Below are 19,368 nucleotides of genomic sequence, written 5' to 3'. Positions count from 1 at the left end.
TTTTTTTATTAGCTTTACAATCGATAATTTAAAAACTCTTATTTTTATGAAAAAGCTCTTATTAATTGCAGCGCTAACTACTGTTGGTGCTCTGTCAGCCAAATCTAACCCTGTAAAAGAATCAAAAGATTCTGAGAGAAAAGCTCAATCTGAAAGAAAGGCTACTGCTAATAGTCATAAACTAAACGAAGTATCCAACGATATGACCTGCTGGGTGGTTATGTTTGATTGTGGAAAAACAGGAATGGTGTGCGCGAAAACATTTGAAGGAAGACTTAAACTTGCGGCCGAGATGGCAGGTGAGGTATGCTAAAACAAATCTACACCTTTAATGTTGATTAAACATTAAAGGTGTCTTTTATCATTTTGCAATGAAAACAATATACTTTATTCTATTATTCATTATCGCTGGGCTTTTGCAAGGACAGACCATTGATAAAAAACATCTGAATGTTTATTATCGCTTGTCTTATCAACCAGATTCTACGAACACTCATAGGCTGGAAGAAGATTTTTATCTTAATATTGATGAAGAGACTTCCGCTTTTCTCTCTGTTAATAAGCTCAAAGGTGACCTATACATTGCCCAAAAATCTCAAAATCTTACAGAGGATTCATTCGCTTCTGCATTGGCTGGCGTTCCGAAAACACGCTTCAAATTTCTAATCATCAAAAAAGAAGATGAACTCAATTTTTATGACGAAATTTTAAACTATCAATTTCATTACAAGGACAATATCCCTACGAAATGGAAACTCTATAATGACACCAAAACACTTCACGGATACACTTGCAAAAAGGCAGAATTAAACTATGGTGGCAGAATTTGGACAGCTTGGTACACCGAGGATATACCCATTCCTGAAGGTCCGTACAAATTCAAAAATTTACCCGGATTGATTATTGAAGTTTCTGATTCGCAAGATTTCTTTGCATTTGAATTGATAGAAATAAAAAAGGGACATCAGAACTTTGTGTCGACTTATTATCCTGATAAGATTTTGGACAAATTCAAGAAGGTATCCAAAGAGGAGTATTTTAAAGCAATGAGAAACATTAATGATAATTATATCAAAGAAATGGAAATGGCAGGAATGTTTCTTGATGAAAGCGGAAAAGAAAACGTTTTGAAAAACAGAAAGAAAAGAAACAATGCTCTGGAAAAATCAAAATAAAACGGGATACCTTCAAGCATCCCCGTTTTATTTTGATTTAACCGCCCACGAGTATTTAACGCAATTGGGAGATATTTACAATCAATAGATTAAACAAAAAAAAGAAACTATCCCGAATTCGAGATAGTTTCTTTTGATATTAAAGTTCATTTTCTTTTTCCTCGGAAGAAAAACTCACATCCCCACCGTGAAAGCCAGCCACACCACCACTCACTGCAAACTTCATTGCAGAGGCTGCGTTCATCCCTACTACAGGTTTTATATTTTTCTTTTCGGTAATGATAACCCAACCCGAAATAGCATAAGAATGTGGTAAATACACCGCTACAAACTGATGCTTACCCACAGCTCCCATATCCTTCTGGGTAAGAAAGCCTATCCTCCACATTTCAGGATTTTCATTGGTTTTCACCCACACAGGGTCATTAAATTTCTTTTTATCTCCCACAAAGGAAGACATTACCTCTTTAGTTGGAGTGTAGATATGCTTCACCCCAGGGGTTTTCTCCAAAAAACCATCTATCCTATCAAAGATAAACCTTCCAAATACCAGTTTATTTCCCAGATAGCCAATGCCCACCGTAGCCATCACCACGATGAGGAAGGTAATCCCCGGATATAGATTTTCCGAGAGAAAAGGAATATTGCTATCAATAGATGAAATGATAGACCATATCACAAAAACCGTAAGGGTGATAGGTCCAATAATCATCAATCCCTGAAAAAGATATTTCAGGAATTGATTCAAAAAGTATTCGCTATTTTTTCTTGGCATTGAATGAAAATTATCCGTGGATGGTTTCTTTTTTACCATAACTTTGGATGACTTTCGCCTCGTATTCTAGCCATTCCTCCCAGCGTTTATTCACTTTTTCAGGGTCTCCCAGTTGGCGTGCAAAACCTATAAAAGTGGTATAATGGTTGGCTTCGGAAATCATCAGTTCACGGTAAAATACTTTCAGTTCTTCATCTTTGATGTTTTCTGTAAGCACTTTGAAACGCTCACAGCTTCTGGCTTCTATCATTGCAGCAAATAGCATTCTATCAATAATCAAATCCTCGCGAGAGCCTTGCACGATGAACTTTACCAAATCGTTCACATAATCATCTTTTCGTGCTCTACCCAATTCAAAACCACGGGCTTTGATAATCTCGTGCACTTGATTGAAATGCTCCAACTCTTCCTGAGCAATCGCCAAGAGTTCGGTTACAATTTCAGGATATTCTGGTAGCATTGTGATGAGCGTAATGGCATTAGAAGCAGCTTTTTGTTCGCACCAAGCGTGGTCGGTAAGGATTTCGCTAATGTTTCCTTCGGCAATATTTGCCCATCTCGGGTCGGTAGGAAGTTTTAGTTTAAACATTGTAATAATTTTATGCGAAAATAGTGATTATTAATTAATTTCTTATTTCGTATTTTTAGTTTCAGTGCTTTGAAGCTGTTTTGGCTCTCAAAAACTCCAAAATTTTCCACCCTTGTGCGTCTATCCATTTCAGTACTTCGGCAAGAATAACGGCAAGGATAACATTAACCACGAAGATGATTACCAATAAAACTGCCCAGTGCATCATCTCTTTCATCGGAACAACCAAAAAGTAAACTAAAGAAGAAGAAATTCCCTGTGCAAAGTAATAGAAAATCGCATTTTTCCCTATGTAATTGATAAAATTCGGTTTTGTGATTTTCAATCGGTTATATAGTACAAAGAGTGTTACGAGCGAGAATAACGCCCATACAATATAAGGGATTTTTGGTGGAAACTTCTGTTTATTAATTTTATAGAAAATATCCGTTCCGTAATACCAAAACATCACTCCCAAAGCCGCAGCCACAGCAATATACAGTATAGGAATCCATCGCGTAGGGATTTGCTTGCCTTTCATCTTATTGGCAATAAGGAATATCGCTAAGTAAATCGCCACATAGCCCACTTGCCCCGATGGATAATACCCTGGATAAACATTAAATAACAAGGTAAGCCCTAGACAAAGCCCTATAAACCAATGGATATGTTTCGGGAAAAATCTCAAAATCAAAACACCGAAAACCGTTAGAATAAAATAGACTTTCAGATACCAAAAACTTCCCATCACCACAGGGAAGGTATCAGCATTGGTGTAACTATGAAGGTACCAATTTCCCAAATTTTGCCACTGAGGATATTCTGAAAGGCTGGTAGGGGTATATTTCGCCCCAAAGGTGGAATAAAACGCTTTCATTTTTTCAAAACCAAAAATATTCAGTCCGAAAACTTTAAAGAAATAATCTACAAAGAAAAGGAATGTCACGAAAATCATAAAAGTAATCTGTAAGCGCAACAATCGGTAAAGCGTTTTTTCTATATTCCCCCCCGATGTAATACCACTAAGGGCATAGAACAAAGGTACATCAAACAGTAAAGATAGAACTCTAACCTCCGTAGGAACATAAAACTGACCGCTCCAAAAAACGGTATGGATAAAAATAATGGAAAGGGTAGCCGCTCCCTTAGCAAAATCAATATATAAATCTCTTTTCATAGGCCATTAAATGATTTTCTTTTTCTAAAAATTTATTAACTTGCAGTCGGTAAACTTTACAATTTATAACCATCTCAATTCGCTTCAAAGATACTTAAAGTTTTATTTTTGTACAATGAAAAACATTGAGTAATCCTTAAATAAACCATCTGAAAAATGCTCAACTTCTTTTTTGAAAACATTGAAAATCTTTCAATCAACGAAAACATAACATCTTGGATAGAGTACATCATTACCCACGAGGGTAAAAAGCTGGGGGATATCAATTATATTTTCTGTGATGATGAGTATCTTCTAAAGATTAACCAAGATTACCTTCAACACGATTATTACACCGATATCATCACCTTTGATTATGTAAAAGGGAAGAAAATTTCTGGCGATATCTTTGTCTCCGTTACACGAGTTTCAGAGAACGCTCCCCTGCTATCCAAATCCTTTGAGGAAGAGCTTCATAGGGTATTGGCTCACGGAGTACTCCACCTCTGCGGTTATAAAGACAAAACAGAAGCAGAAATAAAAGAAATGCGAAGCAAAGAAGATTTTTACCTTAATGCGATTTCTGAATTTATAGCCCTCTAAAAACAAAACTCCCTCTACGCTGTTACATAGAGGGGAATTGTATTATGGTTTAAGTTCAAGCGGATTGTTTTTCTTTTTTTGTCTCTGATGGTAATTCCTTTCCTGCTCTATTGAAACCACGCCACCCATCTCTTTGAGAGCATTAATCATATTATCTTTCTCGCTTTCAATGGCTTCGTAAAACTTTTTCTTTGAAGTTTGCTTAGCTTGTTCTAATATTTTCTTAGGTAGTTCTAAGCCAGCATCTTCCACTGTGTAACTCTGCACAAGTTCAAAGCTATAATGCTTCTTGCTATCTTCTATCTTTAGAATTAAACCTGGAAGATTTTTGAAAATATAAGGTCCATCAAAAACAGGAATTTCATCAGAAAACCACGCTCCAAAATGTCTCCCAGAAAAATCGACCTCTGCATATCTGGCTTTCATCCCTTGTATAGAAGCCACTTTATCATTATTGATTTTCCAGTGCAATGGAGTGGTTTCAACATAATAAAAATTTCCTCTATCAATTCTTTGTTTCACAAAAACAGAATCATTGGTCTTCAAGACTTGGTATTTAAAGTCCGTTTTGGGCATCTTAGTAGCATCAATACGCGTGAGCGTACCTCTATCAAAATCCTTTTGTAAAGTAGATGCAATGGAATCTCTTTTATGTAAATTGAGACTTAAAAATGTAGAATGGGTTTTACTATGGGTTAAAATAAAATATTCTGTTTTTTTACTCCCAACATCTAAAGAGTCTGGCTGATAGTCCAACTTATAAACAAAACGATGCGTCTGAGCCACCATACAAGCAAAGTTCATTATAAAAATAAACTGTAAAATTTGTTTTATCATTCTTATCATTTATTTCCTCCACAAAAAGCCTCTTCTGCTTTTTCCCAATAATCGATTAATTCTTGTAAACTTTTAGCTCCACACTTTTTAGAAAATGTACAAGACAAATAAATCCATGTACAATTATCCGAAGAGGAGGCAAGATACTTTTCTATCTTAGTATTTTTCTTTTGAACAATACCTGTACTCGCACTCACTAATCCTGCAACTCCAAGAGCTGCCACTAATAACATTTTTTTCATGATAAATCAACTAACGGGGTTTAATGTTAGTGATTCAAAACTAAAACTAAAACTAAAACTACGCAAATTTTATATGACAAAAATCACATAATATCACAAATTTATAATCATTCTAAATAAACAAATCTCCCTCTACGCTGTTGCATAGAGGGAGATTGCTTATCTTAAAATGGAATTAAAATCACACTTTAATTTCTACATCTACTCCTGAAGGAAGCTCTAGTTTCATAAGAGCATCTACAGTTTTAGAAGAAGAAGAGTAGATATCCATCAAACGCTTGTGTGCAGAAAGTTGGAACTGCTCTCTTGCTTTCTTGTTTACGTGTGGCGAACGAAGAACCGTAAAGATTCTTTTGTTCGTAGGCAATGGAATAGGCCCATTAACCACAGCACCAGTAGCTTTTACTGTTTTTACGATTTTTTCAGCAGATTTATCCACCAAGTTGTAATCGTAAGACTTAAGTTTTATTCTGATTCTTTGTGACATTTCAATTTAATTTTAAAGATTATCCTTTAGCTTTAGCGATTACTTCGTCAGCAATGTTTTGTGGTGCTGCTTCGTATCTTTCAAACTCCATAGAAGAAGTTGCTCTACCAGAAGATAGTGTTCTCAATGAAGTTACATAGCCAAACATTTCTGAAAGTGGAACGAAAGCTTTGATAACTTTAGCGTTATTTCTATCGTCCATACCATTCACGGTACCTCTTCTTCTGTTAAGGTCTCCTACGATGTCCCCCATATACTCTTCAGGCGTTACTACCTCAAGTTTCATAATAGGCTCCATAATCACCGCCTTAGCTGCTTTTCCTGATTCTTTGAAACCAAGCTTCGCTGCCAATTCGAAAGACAATTGGTCTGAGTCTACCGCGTGGAAAGAACCATCTTTCAAGGTAACTTTCATTGCATCTACTTCAAAACCGGCTAGTGGTCCGTTTTTCATTGCTTCTTTGAAACCTTTTTCTACAGAAGGGATAAATTCTTTTGGAATGTTACCACCTTTGATTTCATTGATGAATTCAAGACCAGATTTACCTTCATCAGCAGGACCAATTTCGAATACGATATCCGCAAATTTACCTCTACCTCCTGATTGCTTTTTGTAAACCTCTCTGTGGTTAGCTGTTTGCGTAAGAGCTTCTTTGTACTCTACCTGTGGCTGACCTTGGTTTACCTCTACCTTGAACTCTCTTCTCAAACGATCTACGATGATATCCAAGTGAAGCTCACCCATACCAGAGATGATGGTTTGTCCAGAAGCTTCATCTGTTTTCACAGTGAAAGTAGGATCTTCTTCTGCCAATTTCGCCAAAGCGTTACCCATTTTATCTTGGTCTGCCTTAGTTTTAGGCTCTACTGCGATACCGATTACTGGATCTGGGAAGATCATAGATTCTAAAACGATAGGGTTTTTCTCATCAGAAAGGGTATCCCCCGTTTTGATATCTTTGAAACCTACTGCTGCACCAATATCTCCAGCTTCGATGTACTCTACTGGGTTTTGCTTGTTAGCGTGCATTTGGTAGATTCTTGAAATTCTTTCTTTGTTTCCAGATCTTGTGTTCAACACATAAGAACCAGCATCTAATCTACCAGAGTAAGCTCTAAAGAATGCTAGACGACCTACGAATGGGTCTGTAGCGATTTTGAAAGCTAATGCTGCGAAAGGATCTTTCACATCTGGTTTTCTGGTGATTTCTTCGTCTGTATCTGGATTAGTTCCTTTGATATCATCTTTATCCAATGGAGAAGGTAGGTAACGGCAAACCGCATCTAGCATAAACTGAACTCCTTTGTTTTTGAAAGATGAACCACAAGTCATCGGGATGATAGAAAGGTCTATAGTAGCAGCTCTCAACGCAGCGTTGATTTCTTCTTCTGTGATAGAATCTGGATCTTCGAAGAATTTCTCCATCAAAGTTTCATCATATTCAGAAACAGCTTCTACTAGTTTTTCTCTGTAAAGTAGTACATCATCCTTCATATCATCAGGAATTGGCACTACATCAAAAGTAGCTCCTTGAGTATCTTCGTGCCATACGATGGCTCTGTTTTTAATCAAGTCCACTACCCCTTTGAAGTCTTCTTCAGCTCCGATAGGAAGTACGATAGGCACGGCATTAGACCCGAGCATTTCTTTTACTTGATTCACTACATTAAGGAAGTCTGCACCTTGTCTGTCCATTTTGTTTACGAAGCCCATACGCGCAACTTTATAGTTGTCTGCAAGTCTCCAGTTGGTTTCAGACTGAGGCTCTACTCCATCTACCGCAGAGAAAAGGAATACCAATCCATCTAATACTCTAAGAGAACGGTTTACCTCTACGGTAAAATCCACGTGCCCCGGTGTATCGATGATGTTGAAGTGATAACCTTTTGTTTCTGGAAGCGTTTTCCCTTGGTCTGTAGGGAAGTTCCAGTTACAAGTGGTAGCTGCAGAAGTAATGGTAATCCCTCTTTCAGCTTCTTGCTCCATCCAGTCCATTGTAGAAGCTCCTTCGTGTACTTCTCCCAATTTGTGGGTTTTTCCTGTATAGAACAAAATTCTTTCTGTTGTGGTGGTTTTACCGGCATCAATGTGAGCGGCAATACCAATATTTCTTGTGTATTTAAGATCTCTTGCCATTTCAGATTAGAATTTAAAGTGAGAGAAAGCTTTGTTAGCTTCTGCCATTTTGTGAGTATCTGTTTTCTTTTTGAAAGCTGCACCTTCTTCTTTAGAAGCGGCGATAATTTCTGCGGCTAATTTAAGTGCCATAGACTTATCGTTTCTTGCTTTCGCGTATTTGATTAACCATTTCATTGCCATAGAGATTTTTCTATCAGCTCTGATAGGCATTGGAATTTGGAAGTTAGCACCCCCTACTCTTCTTGAACGCACTTCTACATGTGGCATTACATTGGTAAGGGCATCTTTCCAAATTTCAAGAGAAGATTTTTCATTATCTCCTTTTTTAGATTCTACGATATCTAATGCATCATAGAAAATCTTGAATGCGATGGATTTTTTACCATCAAGCATCAAGTTGTTCACGAATCTAGTTACCAACTGATCATTAAATTTTGGATCTGGTAACAACGGTCTTTTTTTCGCTTTTGTTTTTCTCATTGTTCTTCGTCTTAAAATTTAATGATTACTTTTTAGCTTCTTTAGGTCTCTTCGCTCCGTACTTGGATCTTCTTTGAAGTCTTCCATTTACACCAGCGGTGTCTAAAGCTCCACGAACAATGTGATAACGAACTCCCGGTAGGTCTTTCACCCTTCCGCCTCTTACCAATACTATCGAGTGCTCTTGAAGATTATGTCCTTCGCCCGGGATATAAGCGTTTACTTCCTTACCGTTAGAAAGTCTTACCCTTGCTACTTTTCTAAGTGCAGAGTTTGGTTTCTTCGGTGTAGTTGTATATACTCTCGTACATACACCTCTCTTTTGTGGACAAGAATCAAGGGCAGCCGATTTGCTCTTCTTGGCAAGTGAGGCTCTTCCTTTTCTTACTAATTGTTGAATAGTAGGCATTTAATTGCTTTTTATTTTAGGGTGCAAAAATATAAATTTATTTTGAAATGAAAAAATTTTATGCTGATTTTTTAGGCTAAATTTAAGCTTATTATAATTTTGCGTTTCAAAAAAAAGTTTTACATTTGTAGCCATCTAACACACAGAAAAAACATAAAAAAGTGGAAAAGTTTTTACTAAATAGCTTGCACACTTCCCTAAAAAGCGTATGGGGGGGGTAAAACTTCTTCTTATATAGCAAGTTATACACTTTTATCGGAAATATTTCTAAGGTTTCATTCCCTCTCGGAGAGTGAAACCTTTTTTGTGTTGTTAGGGATAGGTTGTTAGTTGATAGTTGATAGTTGTTAGTTGACGGCTGATGGTGAACGACCCAAAACTCAGCACTCAAAAATGGTTGCTAGTTGACGGTTGATGGTAATTCCCCCTTCGGGGGTTAGGGGGCTTTCCTTCGGGGGACAGGGGGCTGATTCAAAACTTAAAACTTAAAATTTATATAGATGAAAAAACAATTTATTTTAGTGGGACTGCTAGTAGCTGGATTTGCTAGTGCCCAACAGAACGAAGACGAAAAGTATTGGGGTAAAGTAGGGATTAATACAATAACGCCACAGGCGACCATAGACATCCGCCCGAATGATGATAACAGACAAGAAACCGCTACAACCAACGAGGGAATCCTTATCCCAAAAGTTTCTAAAGCCCGCATAGCCAATATTGCAGATGCTAATCTTGTGAAAGGTACTTTGATCTTTGTAGATGAAACCACCTACGCTGGTACCAATACTAAAGTGGAAAATATCTCTTCTGAAGGGTTTTATTTCTATGATGGTGCTACTTGGCAGCCTATGCAAAAAAGCACCCCAAAACTAGACTACATTGTGAGTGCTGATGGCACCATCCTTATGCAGTGGTTTAATATATATACCAACAGCATAGATATGAACAATTTTGCGGATATGGCAAATGTAAGTATGATTGCATCTGGTCTACTAGAAAACTCTAAAGTGCAAAATTTTGTAATAAGAGAAGGCGTAACTACCATTGAAGAGCGTGCTTTTTACAACAACCCACAGATGACCGTTTCTTTTCCTAACAGCCTTCTGCATATAGAAAAAGATGCTTTTTACAACTCTAGAATTCCTTCTCTAGATCTCCCCAATCTTCTTACCATAGGGCAGAGTGCATTTTACGGTAACACCTCGCTTACCAGCATTAGCCTTCCTGCTGCTACTACAATAGGGCAGAGTGCATTTTACGGTAACACCTCGCTTACCAGCCTAAGCCTTCCTGCAGCTACTACCATAGGACAGTATGCATTTAGAGATAACACCGCTCTTACCAGCATAAGCCTTCCTGCTGCTACTACCATAGAAAGGGGTGCATTTCAAGGTAACACCTCGCTTACTAGTATTAACCTTCCTGCAGCTACTACCATAAGGGATTATGCATTTAGAAATAACACCGCTCTTACCAGCCTAAGTCTTCCTGCTGCTACTACAATAGGAAGTAGTGCATTTCAAGGTAACACCTCGCTTACCAGCTTGAGTCTTCCTGCTGCTACTACAATAGGAAGTAGTGCATTTCAAGGTAACACCTCGCTTACTAGTATTAACCTTCCCGTAGCCACTACAATAGGAAATAGTGCACTTGCTGGAAACACCGCGCTTACTAGTATTAACCTTCCCGTAGCCACTACAATAGAAGCTGGTGCATTTTCTGACAACACCTCGCTTACCAGCATTAACCTTCCCGTAGCCACTACCATAGGGGATTATGTATTTGCTAGAAACATCGCTCTTACTAGTATTAACCTTCCCGTAGCCACTACAATAGGGAATTATGCATTTAGGGATAGTACCTCGCTTACTAGTATTGACCTTCCTGCAGCCACTATCATTGGACATAATGCATTTTATAATAACACCGCTCTTACCAACGTTACCATAGGACCAAATGTTACAATAATGGGAGGTGATACCTTTTATAACACTTCATCTAATCTCGAAGTAACGATACAGGCTACTACACCTCCTAGTTTTCAAGGAAGCTTAGGAAATCCTAGTGTGACCATCAAAGTGCCTATGGCAAGTGTAAATGCTTATAAAACAGCACCAGGATGGTCTTACTATGCCAATCAAATAGTGGGGTATTAAGAGCAATGATGTTTTTGTGTTTTAGAGATAAATCTATTTTTGTTTAACCAATGTTATTTTTTAAATTATGCCAATAAAATACAAAACCGTAGAAAAGCCATTACCAGGCAAGTCTGAAAAGAAATGGTACGCTTCTGCTAATACTAGCGGAGAGAAAACTTTAGAGGGGCTCACCACAGATATAGAAAAAATATCTACCGTAAGTGGTGCAGACATCCGTGCAGTACTGTATGCCTTAGTAGATGTAATGACCACCTCCCTTGCCGATGGGCAAATTATTAGGCTGGGTGAGTTGGGCAGTATGCGTGTAAATATCAGTAGTGAGGGCAAAGACAAGGCAGAAGAGGTAACAGCAGCAGCCATCAAAGGAGCTAAAATCATCTTCACTCCAAGCACGAAGATTAAAACAATGCTCAATAATCTTAAATACGAGAAAATGTAGCGTTTCATTTTTATCGTAACAAGCTCTTAAACGAGATGCGTCTTTTTTCAAATGAGACGCGTCTTTTTTATTTTTAGTCGTGTCTTTTTTCAAACGAGACGCGTCTTTTTTTCGTCCTTACTGATAGATGGCTAGCTTCAATAAGGTCGCTCTGATAATGGTAGGGCATTACAATGTAGGGGCGAATTGCATTCGCCCTATTATGATGGAACAATGCCCCCCGCAAATATAATGGGCGTATGCGATACGCTCCTACAAATTTCCCCTATTACCATCAACCGACAACTAACAACTATCAACCAACTACCGCATAATCTGGGATAAAACAGGCCAAACGCCAACCACAAATTGCACACTATCACAAAAAAAACGTATCTTTCCCACATCAAAAAAATAAAATGCTATGACCCAAAGAGTTTTTTTACTTTTTTTATCCCTATGGATGGGCTGGAACTTTGCCCAGCAACACCCTTACTATCAGCAGTATGCTAAATACAAAATGGATATAGATGTAGATGCTGAAAACTTCACTTACAAAGGCTCCCAAACCCTGAGCTATACCAATAATTCTCCCGACGAGCTTCGGGTGGTCTATTTTCATCTTTATTGGAACGCCTTCAAAGCAGGCTCTATGATGGACCAAAGAATCCAAAGCCAAGGCACTAATGGTGATGGCAGATTGCAGGAAAAAGGCATTTCCAGATTGGCTTCCATTCCTAGTAATGAAGAAGGCCAACAAAACATCCATTGGATAAAACAAAACGGAAAACCACTGAAATTTGAAATCCAAGAGACCATTATGAAAGTAGAATTGGCAGAAGCCATCAAGCCAAACTCTACCACTACTTTCACTATGGAATGGGATGCTGTAATCCCGAAACAGATTCGCCGCTCTGGGCGTAATAATAGGGAAAACATCGCAATGTCTATGACGCAGTGGTACCCTAAAATCGCAGAATACGACTACCATGGTTGGCATACCTTTGATTATATCGGGAGAGAATTTCACGCTCCTTTTGCTGATTTTGACATCAATATCAAAATTGATAAAGACTACATCATCGGTGCGGGGGGCACTCTGAAAAACCCGAATGAAGTGAAAGGCTATTCTGATAACGCCCGTATTGCCGAAGATGAGAGTGGTAAAGCCACTTGGAAATGGACCGCTCGCAATATGCTAGACTTTGCCTGGGCTGCCGACCCCAAATACACTGTAGAGAGTTTCACTATCTTAGACGGCCCAGAAATCTTTTTCGTGTATCATAAAAATGAAAAGACCCTATTTTGGGAAGAAAGCAAACCTTACATCACCAAGTTTTTCCAAATAATGAACGCCACATTTGGACGATACGCATACCCAAGCTATAGCTTCATACAAGGGGGCGATGGCGGTATGGAGTACGGAATGTCCACCCTTATCTTGGGCGAGCACCGCAGCTTAGAACGCCTTGTAGGGCTTATGGTACACGAGGGGGCACACTCTTGGTTTCAGCAGATGCTGGCATCCAATGAAAGTACCCAGCCGTGGATAGATGAAGGCTTCACCAGCTACGCTGAAAGCCTCGTAATGCATCAGCTCTTCCCACCGAAAGAAGCCACTCCAAATCCGTTTTTGGGTTCCCTTAATTCTTATATCAACTTTTCCAAAACAGGCAAAGAAGAGCCTGCCGCTTGGCTAGCAGACCACCACGATGATGGCAGAGCATACTCTGTGGCAAGCTATACCAAAGGAGAACTGTTTTTGGTACAGCTGGGTTATATTATGGGAGAGCAAAATTTATCTTTAGTGATGCGAGATTTTTTCAACCAATGGAAGATGAAACATCCATCAGATAAGGATTTTCTACACATCGCCCAGAAAGTTTCAGGAATGGACTTAAAATGGTTTCAGCACTATTGGATTAATACCACCAAAACCATAGACTACGCCATAGAGAAAGTAGAATATGGCAAAGATACCACTACCATCACCCTTGCCAATAAAGGCGGTATCCCTATGCCAATTGACTTTAGTCTCCTTACCAAAGACAACACCGTTGTTACCTATCATATCCCTATGAATATGACCCGCATTTGGAAAAGGCAAGACCTCTTTGGTAGTTTCCAAACCTTGCCATATTGGGCGTGGACGCAGAAAGAATACCAGCTTACCGTACCCTATACCAAAGAGCAAATCACAGCGATGGGCATAGACTTTTCCCAAAGAATGGCAGATGTAAATCCTCAGGATAATTTTGTAGAAACCACTCTTCAATCTCCAAAGGGAAAGAATCGTTAAATTGGGGTAATGGTTGCTTAAAGCATTTGAGCTACTGATAAAAAGCTCATCAGCTTCAGCCTAAATCTCCTTAATCTCTCATTCCTAAATTTTATGAAAACTATTGTAATCAATATCGGAAATACCAATATTCGTTTTGGACTTTTTAATGACGACCAATGCGAACGCTCTTGGGTCATTAATACCAAGCCTTACAGAACTAGTGATGAAATGATGATACAGTTTATGATGATGTATCAGACCCATCATATTGATGCAGATAAGATAGACCGCATCATCATCGGCTCGGTAGTACCACAGATTACCCAAGATGTGCAAAGAGCCATCAAAAAACTGCACAACAAAGCACCTATCTTAGTAGATAGAAATACGCCATCAGGCGTACAGCCCAAATCGAAACAAATGGGCACCGATATCTATGCCAATCTGGTTGCTGCCCATCATCTCTATCCAGAGGGAAAGAAAATCATCATTGATTTTGGCACCGCCCTTACGGCAAGCTGCATCGCCGAGAATGGCGAGACCATAGGCGTTATCATTGCCCCAGGCATTATCACCTCGCTCAATTCATTGGTGGGACAAACGGCACAGCTCCCCGAGATAGAACTGGTAAAACCCCAGTCGGTACTCGGTTTAGACACTATTTCTTGTATGCAAAGCGGTATGGTATATGGCTTTCTAGGAATGGTAGAAGGCTTTGTAGAGCGTATTAATGAAGAGGTGGAAGACCAATGTATGGTGATTGCCACAGGTGGGGTATCTCATATTTACAAGCCACTTACCAGCAAAATCCATATTGCAGATAGACTGCACACCTTGAAGGGACTTTACCATTTAGGAGCAAATATTTAGCAACAGAGAAGCCTCACATCGAGGCTTCTTTATCTTTTACTTTTAAAAAAATCTAAAAGTAATTGTGAACATTCATTTTCCAAAACCCCAATGATGACTTCCGTTTTAGGATGAAGACTTAGGTTTTTACTCATAAATCCTCGCCGTTCGTCCCTTGCACCTATCACCACTTTAGAAATCTGCGACCAAGCCAAAGCTCCAGCACACATCACGCAAGGCTCCAGCGTAATATACATAGTGCAGTTTTTCAAGTATTTCCCTCCAAGATAGTTAGCCGATGAAGTGATGGCTTGCATTTCTGCGTGAGCTGTTACATCATTTAGCATTTCGGTAAGATTGTGAGTCTTCGCAATGATTCTATTTTGAGAGACCACCACGCACCCTACAGGGACCTCATCTTGTTCCATAGCCATCAACGCTTCTTGCAAAGCTATTTTCATAAAGTACTCATCTGTGAACATAAGCTTATTTTCCTGCAAAGATACATCACCGGTTGATAGGTTGTTTTGATTTCACTGAAAAACCATAATGATAGGAACCCACCTCTCCATAGTTGGAATTATATAAAAGCGGAAGATTAAAGTATAAAATGTTAAGAAACCTTAAAAACAAAAAAGCCGCAACTCCCATTTTATTGGGGACTACGGCTTAAATGTATTTAACATTCATAAAATAAATGTTAAAAATTGTTAAATTCCAACTCCTCCAATTCCGAAAAAACACCTAGTTTTAGGTAATTCTCTACTTTTGTAAAGCAAAACAAAGGAGAAATCTTTTTAACAACACTAATTAAATAATAATATATATGAAGAAAAGAGTCTTATTTTACTTAGCTGTAATTACTTCTATATTTTCATTACAATCTTGTGTTACCAACTATGTTGTTTCACAACCTACAACATACAAAACCGATGCCAAACTGGCTGCTGTTCCTACAATCAACATCGCTAATGAGGCAAAAAAAATATCTCCTTCTAAGCAAATTGATATGGCTTTAGCAAGTATAGAAAAAGCCAACAAAAATGCTGAAATCCAAAAAACCATCCTTTTTGAAAAAACAATGGATGGGCTTTTAGCCGAAGCCGAATCTTACTTGGGAACACCTTACAGATACGGTGGCACTACCAGAAGAGGAATTGATTGTTCAGCATTTGTTCTTTCTGTTTTCGGAGCTACATTGGGAATGAATCTTCCGCGTGTTGCCGCTTCACAAGCTTTGGAAGGCGAAAGAATTTCTAGAGAAGAAATGAAAAAGGGAGACTTGGTATTCTTTTCAAGAGGAGGGAGAATCTCTCATGTAGGCATCGTTCATCATACAGATGAAAATGGCGAAGTACACTTTATACACTCTTCTACTTCAAAGGGCGTTATCATCTCTCCACTCAGTGATTCTTATTGGGGACCGAAATTTAGATTTGCAAAAAGAATCGTTGATGAGAACACAGTAGATACTTCTTCTCTTGCTAATAATTTGTAAGATAATAAATAATTGATAATAATTTGTTTCATAAAAGTTGCTTTCTCCTAAGAGGCAACTTTTATCATTTTTTTAATTAAGAATAAAATTATATCTTTGTCGTCTGTAAAATGAAAAAAAGACTTCAAATATTGCTGATGATTTTTGCTTTGGGCATCTTTGTAATGCCTAAACAGATGCTTTTGGCTCAGTTTGAAGCTTCTGCAATGGCGTGTTGCTCCACTTCTAATAGCGATGACAACTGCCACCATACCTCAGAGCAAGAAAACCCTTGTAAGGACAGCAAGCAACCTTGTTCTACCAATTGTTGTACTACTTGCAGCAGTTGTGCTTATGGTTTTACCCCATTGGCTAAACCTCAAGTTTTTCTCATATCAGAAGCCTTGATTGCCATTGAGAAAAAATCTGAGTTCAACTATGAAACGCCCCATTTTTCCACTTATTTAAAAGACATTTGGCAACCGCCTAAGATAGCTTAATCATTTCATCCTTTGGTTAAATCCACTATGATTTAACCCTATCTTCACATTCCATTGTTTTGAACCAATAGATTCAATGGATTCCTATTAATTATTTAAACTATCTAAAAATGAAAAATATTTTAAAAGCAAGACTTTCCTTGCTATTTGCGGTATGCTTTCAAATCTTTGTTTTTGCTCAAAATACCGCACAATTAGCCGTAAAAGGCAACTGCGAAATGTGTAAGGCAACCATAGAAAAAGCCGCTAAAAAAGCTGGTGCAACCTCTGCCGTTTGGGATATAAAAACCAAAACTTTACAAGTTAATTTCAATATTGAAAAAACTTCGATAGACCATATCCTAAAAAATATTGCCAATGCAGGATACGATAATCAAAAATATACCGCTCCTACCAGCGTGTATACCGCACTCCCTGCCTGTTGCCATTACAGAGAAAATCCAGAACATCACACCACGAAAACATCTTTTCTAGTAAAAGGCAACTGCGATATGTGCAAAACCAGAATAGAAGATAATGCCAAAAAAGCAGGAGCCACCACAGCGGTTTGGGATGCTGAAACCCAACTATTAACATTAGATACTGATGCTGCCAAAAACAGAATAGAAGAAATCCTAAAACAGATTGCTAATGCTGGGCACGATAACGAAAAATACCAAGCCCCCGATGAGGTTTATAACAATCTCCCTGGGTGCTGCCTTTACAATAGAGCCTCTACGAGCCAGCCCACAACAGAGCATTCCAAACAACAGCACAGCTCAGAGGAGACTCAACCCTCTTCAGCCCTAGAAAAAACACCAGTTGACAAACTCATAGAAGGCGTTACGCTCACCAAATACCAAGCTGCTACTGCTATTGACAGTAAAAGTGCTGGGCTAACATTCAATATTGGAGAAAAAGAGCTTTTGAAAGCAGCGTGCTGTAACCTTTCTGAAAGCTTTGAAACCAATGCTACAGTAGATGTGTCTTTTAGCAACGCCGTTACAGGAACTAAGCAACTGAAAATGCTAGGATTAGACCAAAAATACACTTCCTTGACCAAAGAACTTCTTCCCGAAATCCGAGGATTGGCAACGCCTTATGGTCTCAATTTTATCCCAGGACGATGGATTGGCAGTATCCAACTCACCAAAGGAGGAAGCACCGTTAGCAACGGCTATGAAAGCATCACAGGACAAATCAATACCGAATTGGTAAAATTCCAAAAAGAACCCGAAACAACGCTGAATGTTTTTGCTGATAATAACGCAAGAACCGAGGCTAACATCACCCATACCTCTACCCTTGGTGAGCATTGGAACCATACCATATTGCTTCACGGCAATGGCACCTTAGCCAAAATGGACTATAACCACGATGGCTTCTTAGACCAACCTACAGGCACTCAGATTAATATGGCTTATCTATTAAATTACAATGATTTAGACCACACAGGATGGGGCAGCCACTTCGGGGTTAATTTTCTTCAAGACAAAAGAAAAGCGGGGCAAATGGATTTCAACCACAGCTTACATCCTTCCCAGCAAAATGCTTATGGTGTGGGGATTGACATTTCAAGATTTCAAATTTGGAATAAAACAGGACATATCTTTAAAGGAAAGCCGTATCAAAGCATTGGATGGATGAATCAATTCACTTACCATCAGCAGAATAGCTTTTTCGGACAAAGATTTTACGATGGCAAACAAACTACCTTCTACTCTAATCTCATCTTTGAAAGCATCTTTGGAAACACCAATCATAAGTACAAAACGGGAGCCAGTTTCCTCTACGACCGCTATAACGAAAGCTATCTCTACCTTCCTATAAAAAGAACCGAAACCGTCCCAGGATTGTTTTTTGAATATACCCTTACGGGGAGCAAATATACCCTCGTAGCAGGTGCTAGAACAGATTTTCATAATCTTGCAGGAACTCAATTTACCCCAAGATTAAATTTCAAATATGATTTCACTAAAAATACCATTCTAAGACTTTCCGCAGGAAGGGGATTCCGTACGGCGAATATTTTTGCCGAAAGCCAAGGCTTTTTTGCCTCAAACAGAGCCATTGAAATAAAAGATAATGGTGGCAATATCTATGGATTAAAACCTGAAATTGCGTGGAATTATGGTGCGAGCCTTCAGCAAGATTTCAAATTTCTAGGAAGAAAGTCTACCATCATTGCTGATATTTTCAGAACAGATTTTAAAAACCAAGTGCTTTTAGATTTAGACCAATCTCCTAATAAAATAGTATTTTACAATTTGGAAGGAAAATCGTTTGCTAAGAGCTTTCAAACCCAATGGGATTTCATTCCTTTCAGAAATTTTGAAGTAAGAATGGCTTATAAGTATTATGATGTACAAGCCGACTTTGAAGGCGGTAGAAGAGCGGTTCCATTTATGGCAAAATACCGTGGCTTTTTCAATATCGGATACAGTACTACCAAAAACAATAAAGGAAGATTTTGGAATTTTGACACCACGCTTAATCTCGTAGGAAAGCAAAAACTACCTAACCTGAATAGAAACCCAACAGCCTATCAACTCCCAGAATATTCCAACAGCTATGCAACGCTCAATGCTCAGATTGCCAAACACTTTAATGATAATATCAGGGTTTATTTGGGCGGAGAAAACCTTACTTCTACCAGACAAAACAATCCCATCATAGATGCTCAAAACCCGTTTAGCAACTACTTTGATGGTGGAATGATTTACGCCCCAATAATGCCTGCAATGCTATATGTAGGTGCTGATTTCAAATTCTAACCCCAAAAGATTCCCCTCCTAAATCCTCTTTTTGCTACTTGTGAAAAGGGGATTTTCTT

General features: G+C 38.6%; 20 protein-coding genes. 10 read left to right on the top strand and 10 right to left on the bottom strand.

Annotation, left to right across the window (positions count from 1 at the left end):
- Positions 1 to 46: 46 nt before the first annotated feature.
- Both ACFFUE_RS03225 and ACFFUE_RS03220 read left to right on the top strand, forming a co-directional pair.
- The gene (locus tag ACFFUE_RS03225; protein ID WP_376832780.1) at positions 47 to 313 is read left to right on the top strand and encodes a hypothetical protein; all 267 of its coding nucleotides are present in this window, start codon (positions 47 to 49) and stop codon (positions 311 to 313) included.
- Positions 314 to 371: 58 nt separating this feature from the next.
- Positions 372 to 1,175 carry a GLPGLI family protein gene (locus ACFFUE_RS03220; protein ID WP_376832779.1) on the top strand — a complete coding sequence of 268 codons (804 nt, stop codon included), beginning with the start codon at positions 372 to 374 and terminating at the stop codon, positions 1,173 to 1,175.
- 139 nt (positions 1,176 to 1,314) lie between these two features.
- On the opposite strand, the gene ACFFUE_RS03215 is transcribed toward ACFFUE_RS03220, so the two are convergent.
- The 3 genes from ACFFUE_RS03215 to ACFFUE_RS03205 all read right to left on the bottom strand — a co-directional run bounded on the left by ACFFUE_RS03215 (position 1,315) and on the right by ACFFUE_RS03205 (position 3,695).
- The gene (locus ACFFUE_RS03215) at positions 1,315 to 1,950 is read right to left on the bottom strand and encodes a DUF502 domain-containing protein (RefSeq protein WP_376832803.1); all 636 of its coding nucleotides are present in this window, start codon (positions 1,948 to 1,950) and stop codon (positions 1,315 to 1,317) included.
- 10 nt (positions 1,951 to 1,960) lie between these two features.
- Positions 1,961 to 2,539, bottom strand: a complete 579-nt coding sequence (locus tag ACFFUE_RS03210; RefSeq protein ID WP_376832778.1) for a MiaE family protein — start codon at positions 2,537 to 2,539, stop codon at positions 1,961 to 1,963.
- A 61-nt stretch (positions 2,540 to 2,600) separates the two neighbouring features.
- Positions 2,601 to 3,695 (bottom strand): acyltransferase family protein, encoded by a 1,095-nt coding sequence (locus tag ACFFUE_RS03205; RefSeq protein ID WP_376832777.1) that lies wholly within the window; start codon positions 3,693 to 3,695, stop codon positions 2,601 to 2,603.
- 156 nt (positions 3,696 to 3,851) lie between these two features.
- Here ACFFUE_RS03205 and ybeY point away from each other — a divergent pair, with 156 nt between their 5' ends.
- Positions 3,852 to 4,277 (top strand): rRNA maturation RNase YbeY, encoded by a 426-nt coding sequence (ybeY, locus tag ACFFUE_RS03200; protein ID WP_376832776.1) that lies wholly within the window; start codon positions 3,852 to 3,854, stop codon positions 4,275 to 4,277.
- Between the two features lie 42 nt (positions 4,278 to 4,319).
- Here the strand turns inward: ybeY and ACFFUE_RS03195 are convergent, their stop codons facing one another.
- The 6 genes from ACFFUE_RS03195 to rpsL all read right to left on the bottom strand — a co-directional run bounded on the left by ACFFUE_RS03195 (position 4,320) and on the right by rpsL (position 8,872).
- Complete coding sequence (locus ACFFUE_RS03195; RefSeq protein ID WP_376832775.1) at positions 4,320 to 5,114, bottom strand: GLPGLI family protein; 795 nt, start codon at positions 5,112 to 5,114, stop codon at positions 4,320 to 4,322.
- A 5-nt stretch (positions 5,115 to 5,119) separates the two neighbouring features.
- A complete protein-coding gene (locus tag ACFFUE_RS03190) occupies positions 5,120 to 5,347 on the bottom strand; it encodes a hypothetical protein (RefSeq protein ID WP_376832774.1) in 228 nt (75 codons plus the stop codon).
- Positions 5,348 to 5,537: 190 nt separating this feature from the next.
- Positions 5,538 to 5,843: a 30S ribosomal protein S10 gene (gene rpsJ, locus ACFFUE_RS03185; RefSeq protein ID WP_002661363.1), complete on the bottom strand. Its 306-nt coding sequence runs from the start codon at positions 5,841 to 5,843 to the stop codon at positions 5,538 to 5,540.
- Between the two features lie 19 nt (positions 5,844 to 5,862).
- Positions 5,863 to 7,980 (bottom strand): elongation factor G, encoded by a 2,118-nt coding sequence (gene fusA, locus ACFFUE_RS03180; RefSeq protein WP_376832773.1) that lies wholly within the window; start codon positions 7,978 to 7,980, stop codon positions 5,863 to 5,865.
- A 6-nt stretch (positions 7,981 to 7,986) separates the two neighbouring features.
- Entirely contained in the window at positions 7,987 to 8,463 is a 477-nt protein-coding gene (gene rpsG, locus ACFFUE_RS03175; RefSeq protein WP_376832772.1) for a 30S ribosomal protein S7, read from the bottom strand.
- Between the two features lie 25 nt (positions 8,464 to 8,488).
- On the bottom strand, positions 8,489 to 8,872 hold the full coding sequence (gene rpsL, locus ACFFUE_RS03170; RefSeq protein ID WP_327983541.1) for a 30S ribosomal protein S12: 384 nt from the start codon (positions 8,870 to 8,872) through the stop codon (positions 8,489 to 8,491).
- Positions 8,873 to 9,372: 500 nt separating this feature from the next.
- Here rpsL and ACFFUE_RS03165 point away from each other — a divergent pair, with 500 nt between their 5' ends.
- The 4 genes from ACFFUE_RS03165 to ACFFUE_RS03150 all read left to right on the top strand — a co-directional run bounded on the left by ACFFUE_RS03165 (position 9,373) and on the right by ACFFUE_RS03150 (position 14,600).
- A complete protein-coding gene (locus tag ACFFUE_RS03165; RefSeq protein ID WP_376832771.1) occupies positions 9,373 to 11,028 on the top strand; it encodes a leucine-rich repeat domain-containing protein in 1,656 nt (551 codons plus the stop codon).
- Positions 11,029 to 11,095: 67 nt separating this feature from the next.
- Complete coding sequence (locus tag ACFFUE_RS03160; protein ID WP_376832770.1) at positions 11,096 to 11,470, top strand: HU family DNA-binding protein; 375 nt, start codon at positions 11,096 to 11,098, stop codon at positions 11,468 to 11,470.
- 403 nt (positions 11,471 to 11,873) lie between these two features.
- Positions 11,874 to 13,748: a M1 family metallopeptidase gene (locus tag ACFFUE_RS03155; protein ID WP_376832769.1), complete on the top strand. Its 1,875-nt coding sequence runs from the start codon at positions 11,874 to 11,876 to the stop codon at positions 13,746 to 13,748.
- 93 nt (positions 13,749 to 13,841) lie between these two features.
- Positions 13,842 to 14,600, top strand: coding sequence for a type III pantothenate kinase (locus tag ACFFUE_RS03150; RefSeq protein WP_376832768.1), 759 nt, complete (start codon positions 13,842 to 13,844; stop codon positions 14,598 to 14,600).
- A 29-nt stretch (positions 14,601 to 14,629) separates the two neighbouring features.
- On the opposite strand, the gene ACFFUE_RS03145 is transcribed toward ACFFUE_RS03150, so the two are convergent.
- The gene (locus ACFFUE_RS03145; RefSeq protein ID WP_376832767.1) at positions 14,630 to 15,061 is read right to left on the bottom strand and encodes a nucleoside deaminase; all 432 of its coding nucleotides are present in this window, start codon (positions 15,059 to 15,061) and stop codon (positions 14,630 to 14,632) included.
- Between the two features lie 344 nt (positions 15,062 to 15,405).
- Here ACFFUE_RS03145 and ACFFUE_RS03140 point away from each other — a divergent pair, with 344 nt between their 5' ends.
- From ACFFUE_RS03140 to ACFFUE_RS03130, 3 genes are all read left to right on the top strand, one after another.
- A complete protein-coding gene (locus ACFFUE_RS03140; protein ID WP_327983806.1) occupies positions 15,406 to 16,077 on the top strand; it encodes a C40 family peptidase in 672 nt (223 codons plus the stop codon).
- A gap of 110 nt (positions 16,078 to 16,187) precedes the next feature.
- Positions 16,188 to 16,556, top strand: coding sequence for a hypothetical protein (locus tag ACFFUE_RS03135; protein WP_376832766.1), 369 nt, complete (start codon positions 16,188 to 16,190; stop codon positions 16,554 to 16,556).
- A 110-nt stretch (positions 16,557 to 16,666) separates the two neighbouring features.
- Positions 16,667 to 19,309, top strand: coding sequence for a TonB-dependent receptor domain-containing protein (locus ACFFUE_RS03130; RefSeq protein ID WP_376832765.1), 2,643 nt, complete (start codon positions 16,667 to 16,669; stop codon positions 19,307 to 19,309).
- Positions 19,310 to 19,368: the final 59 nt, after the last annotated feature.

This window comes from Bergeyella porcorum (assembly GCF_042427575.1).
GTDB classification, from domain to species: Bacteria; Bacteroidota; Bacteroidia; order Flavobacteriales; family Weeksellaceae; genus Bergeyella; species Bergeyella porcorum.
The sequence above is the reverse complement of the archived record's forward strand: the minus strand, read 5'-3'. Positions and strand labels throughout refer to the sequence as shown.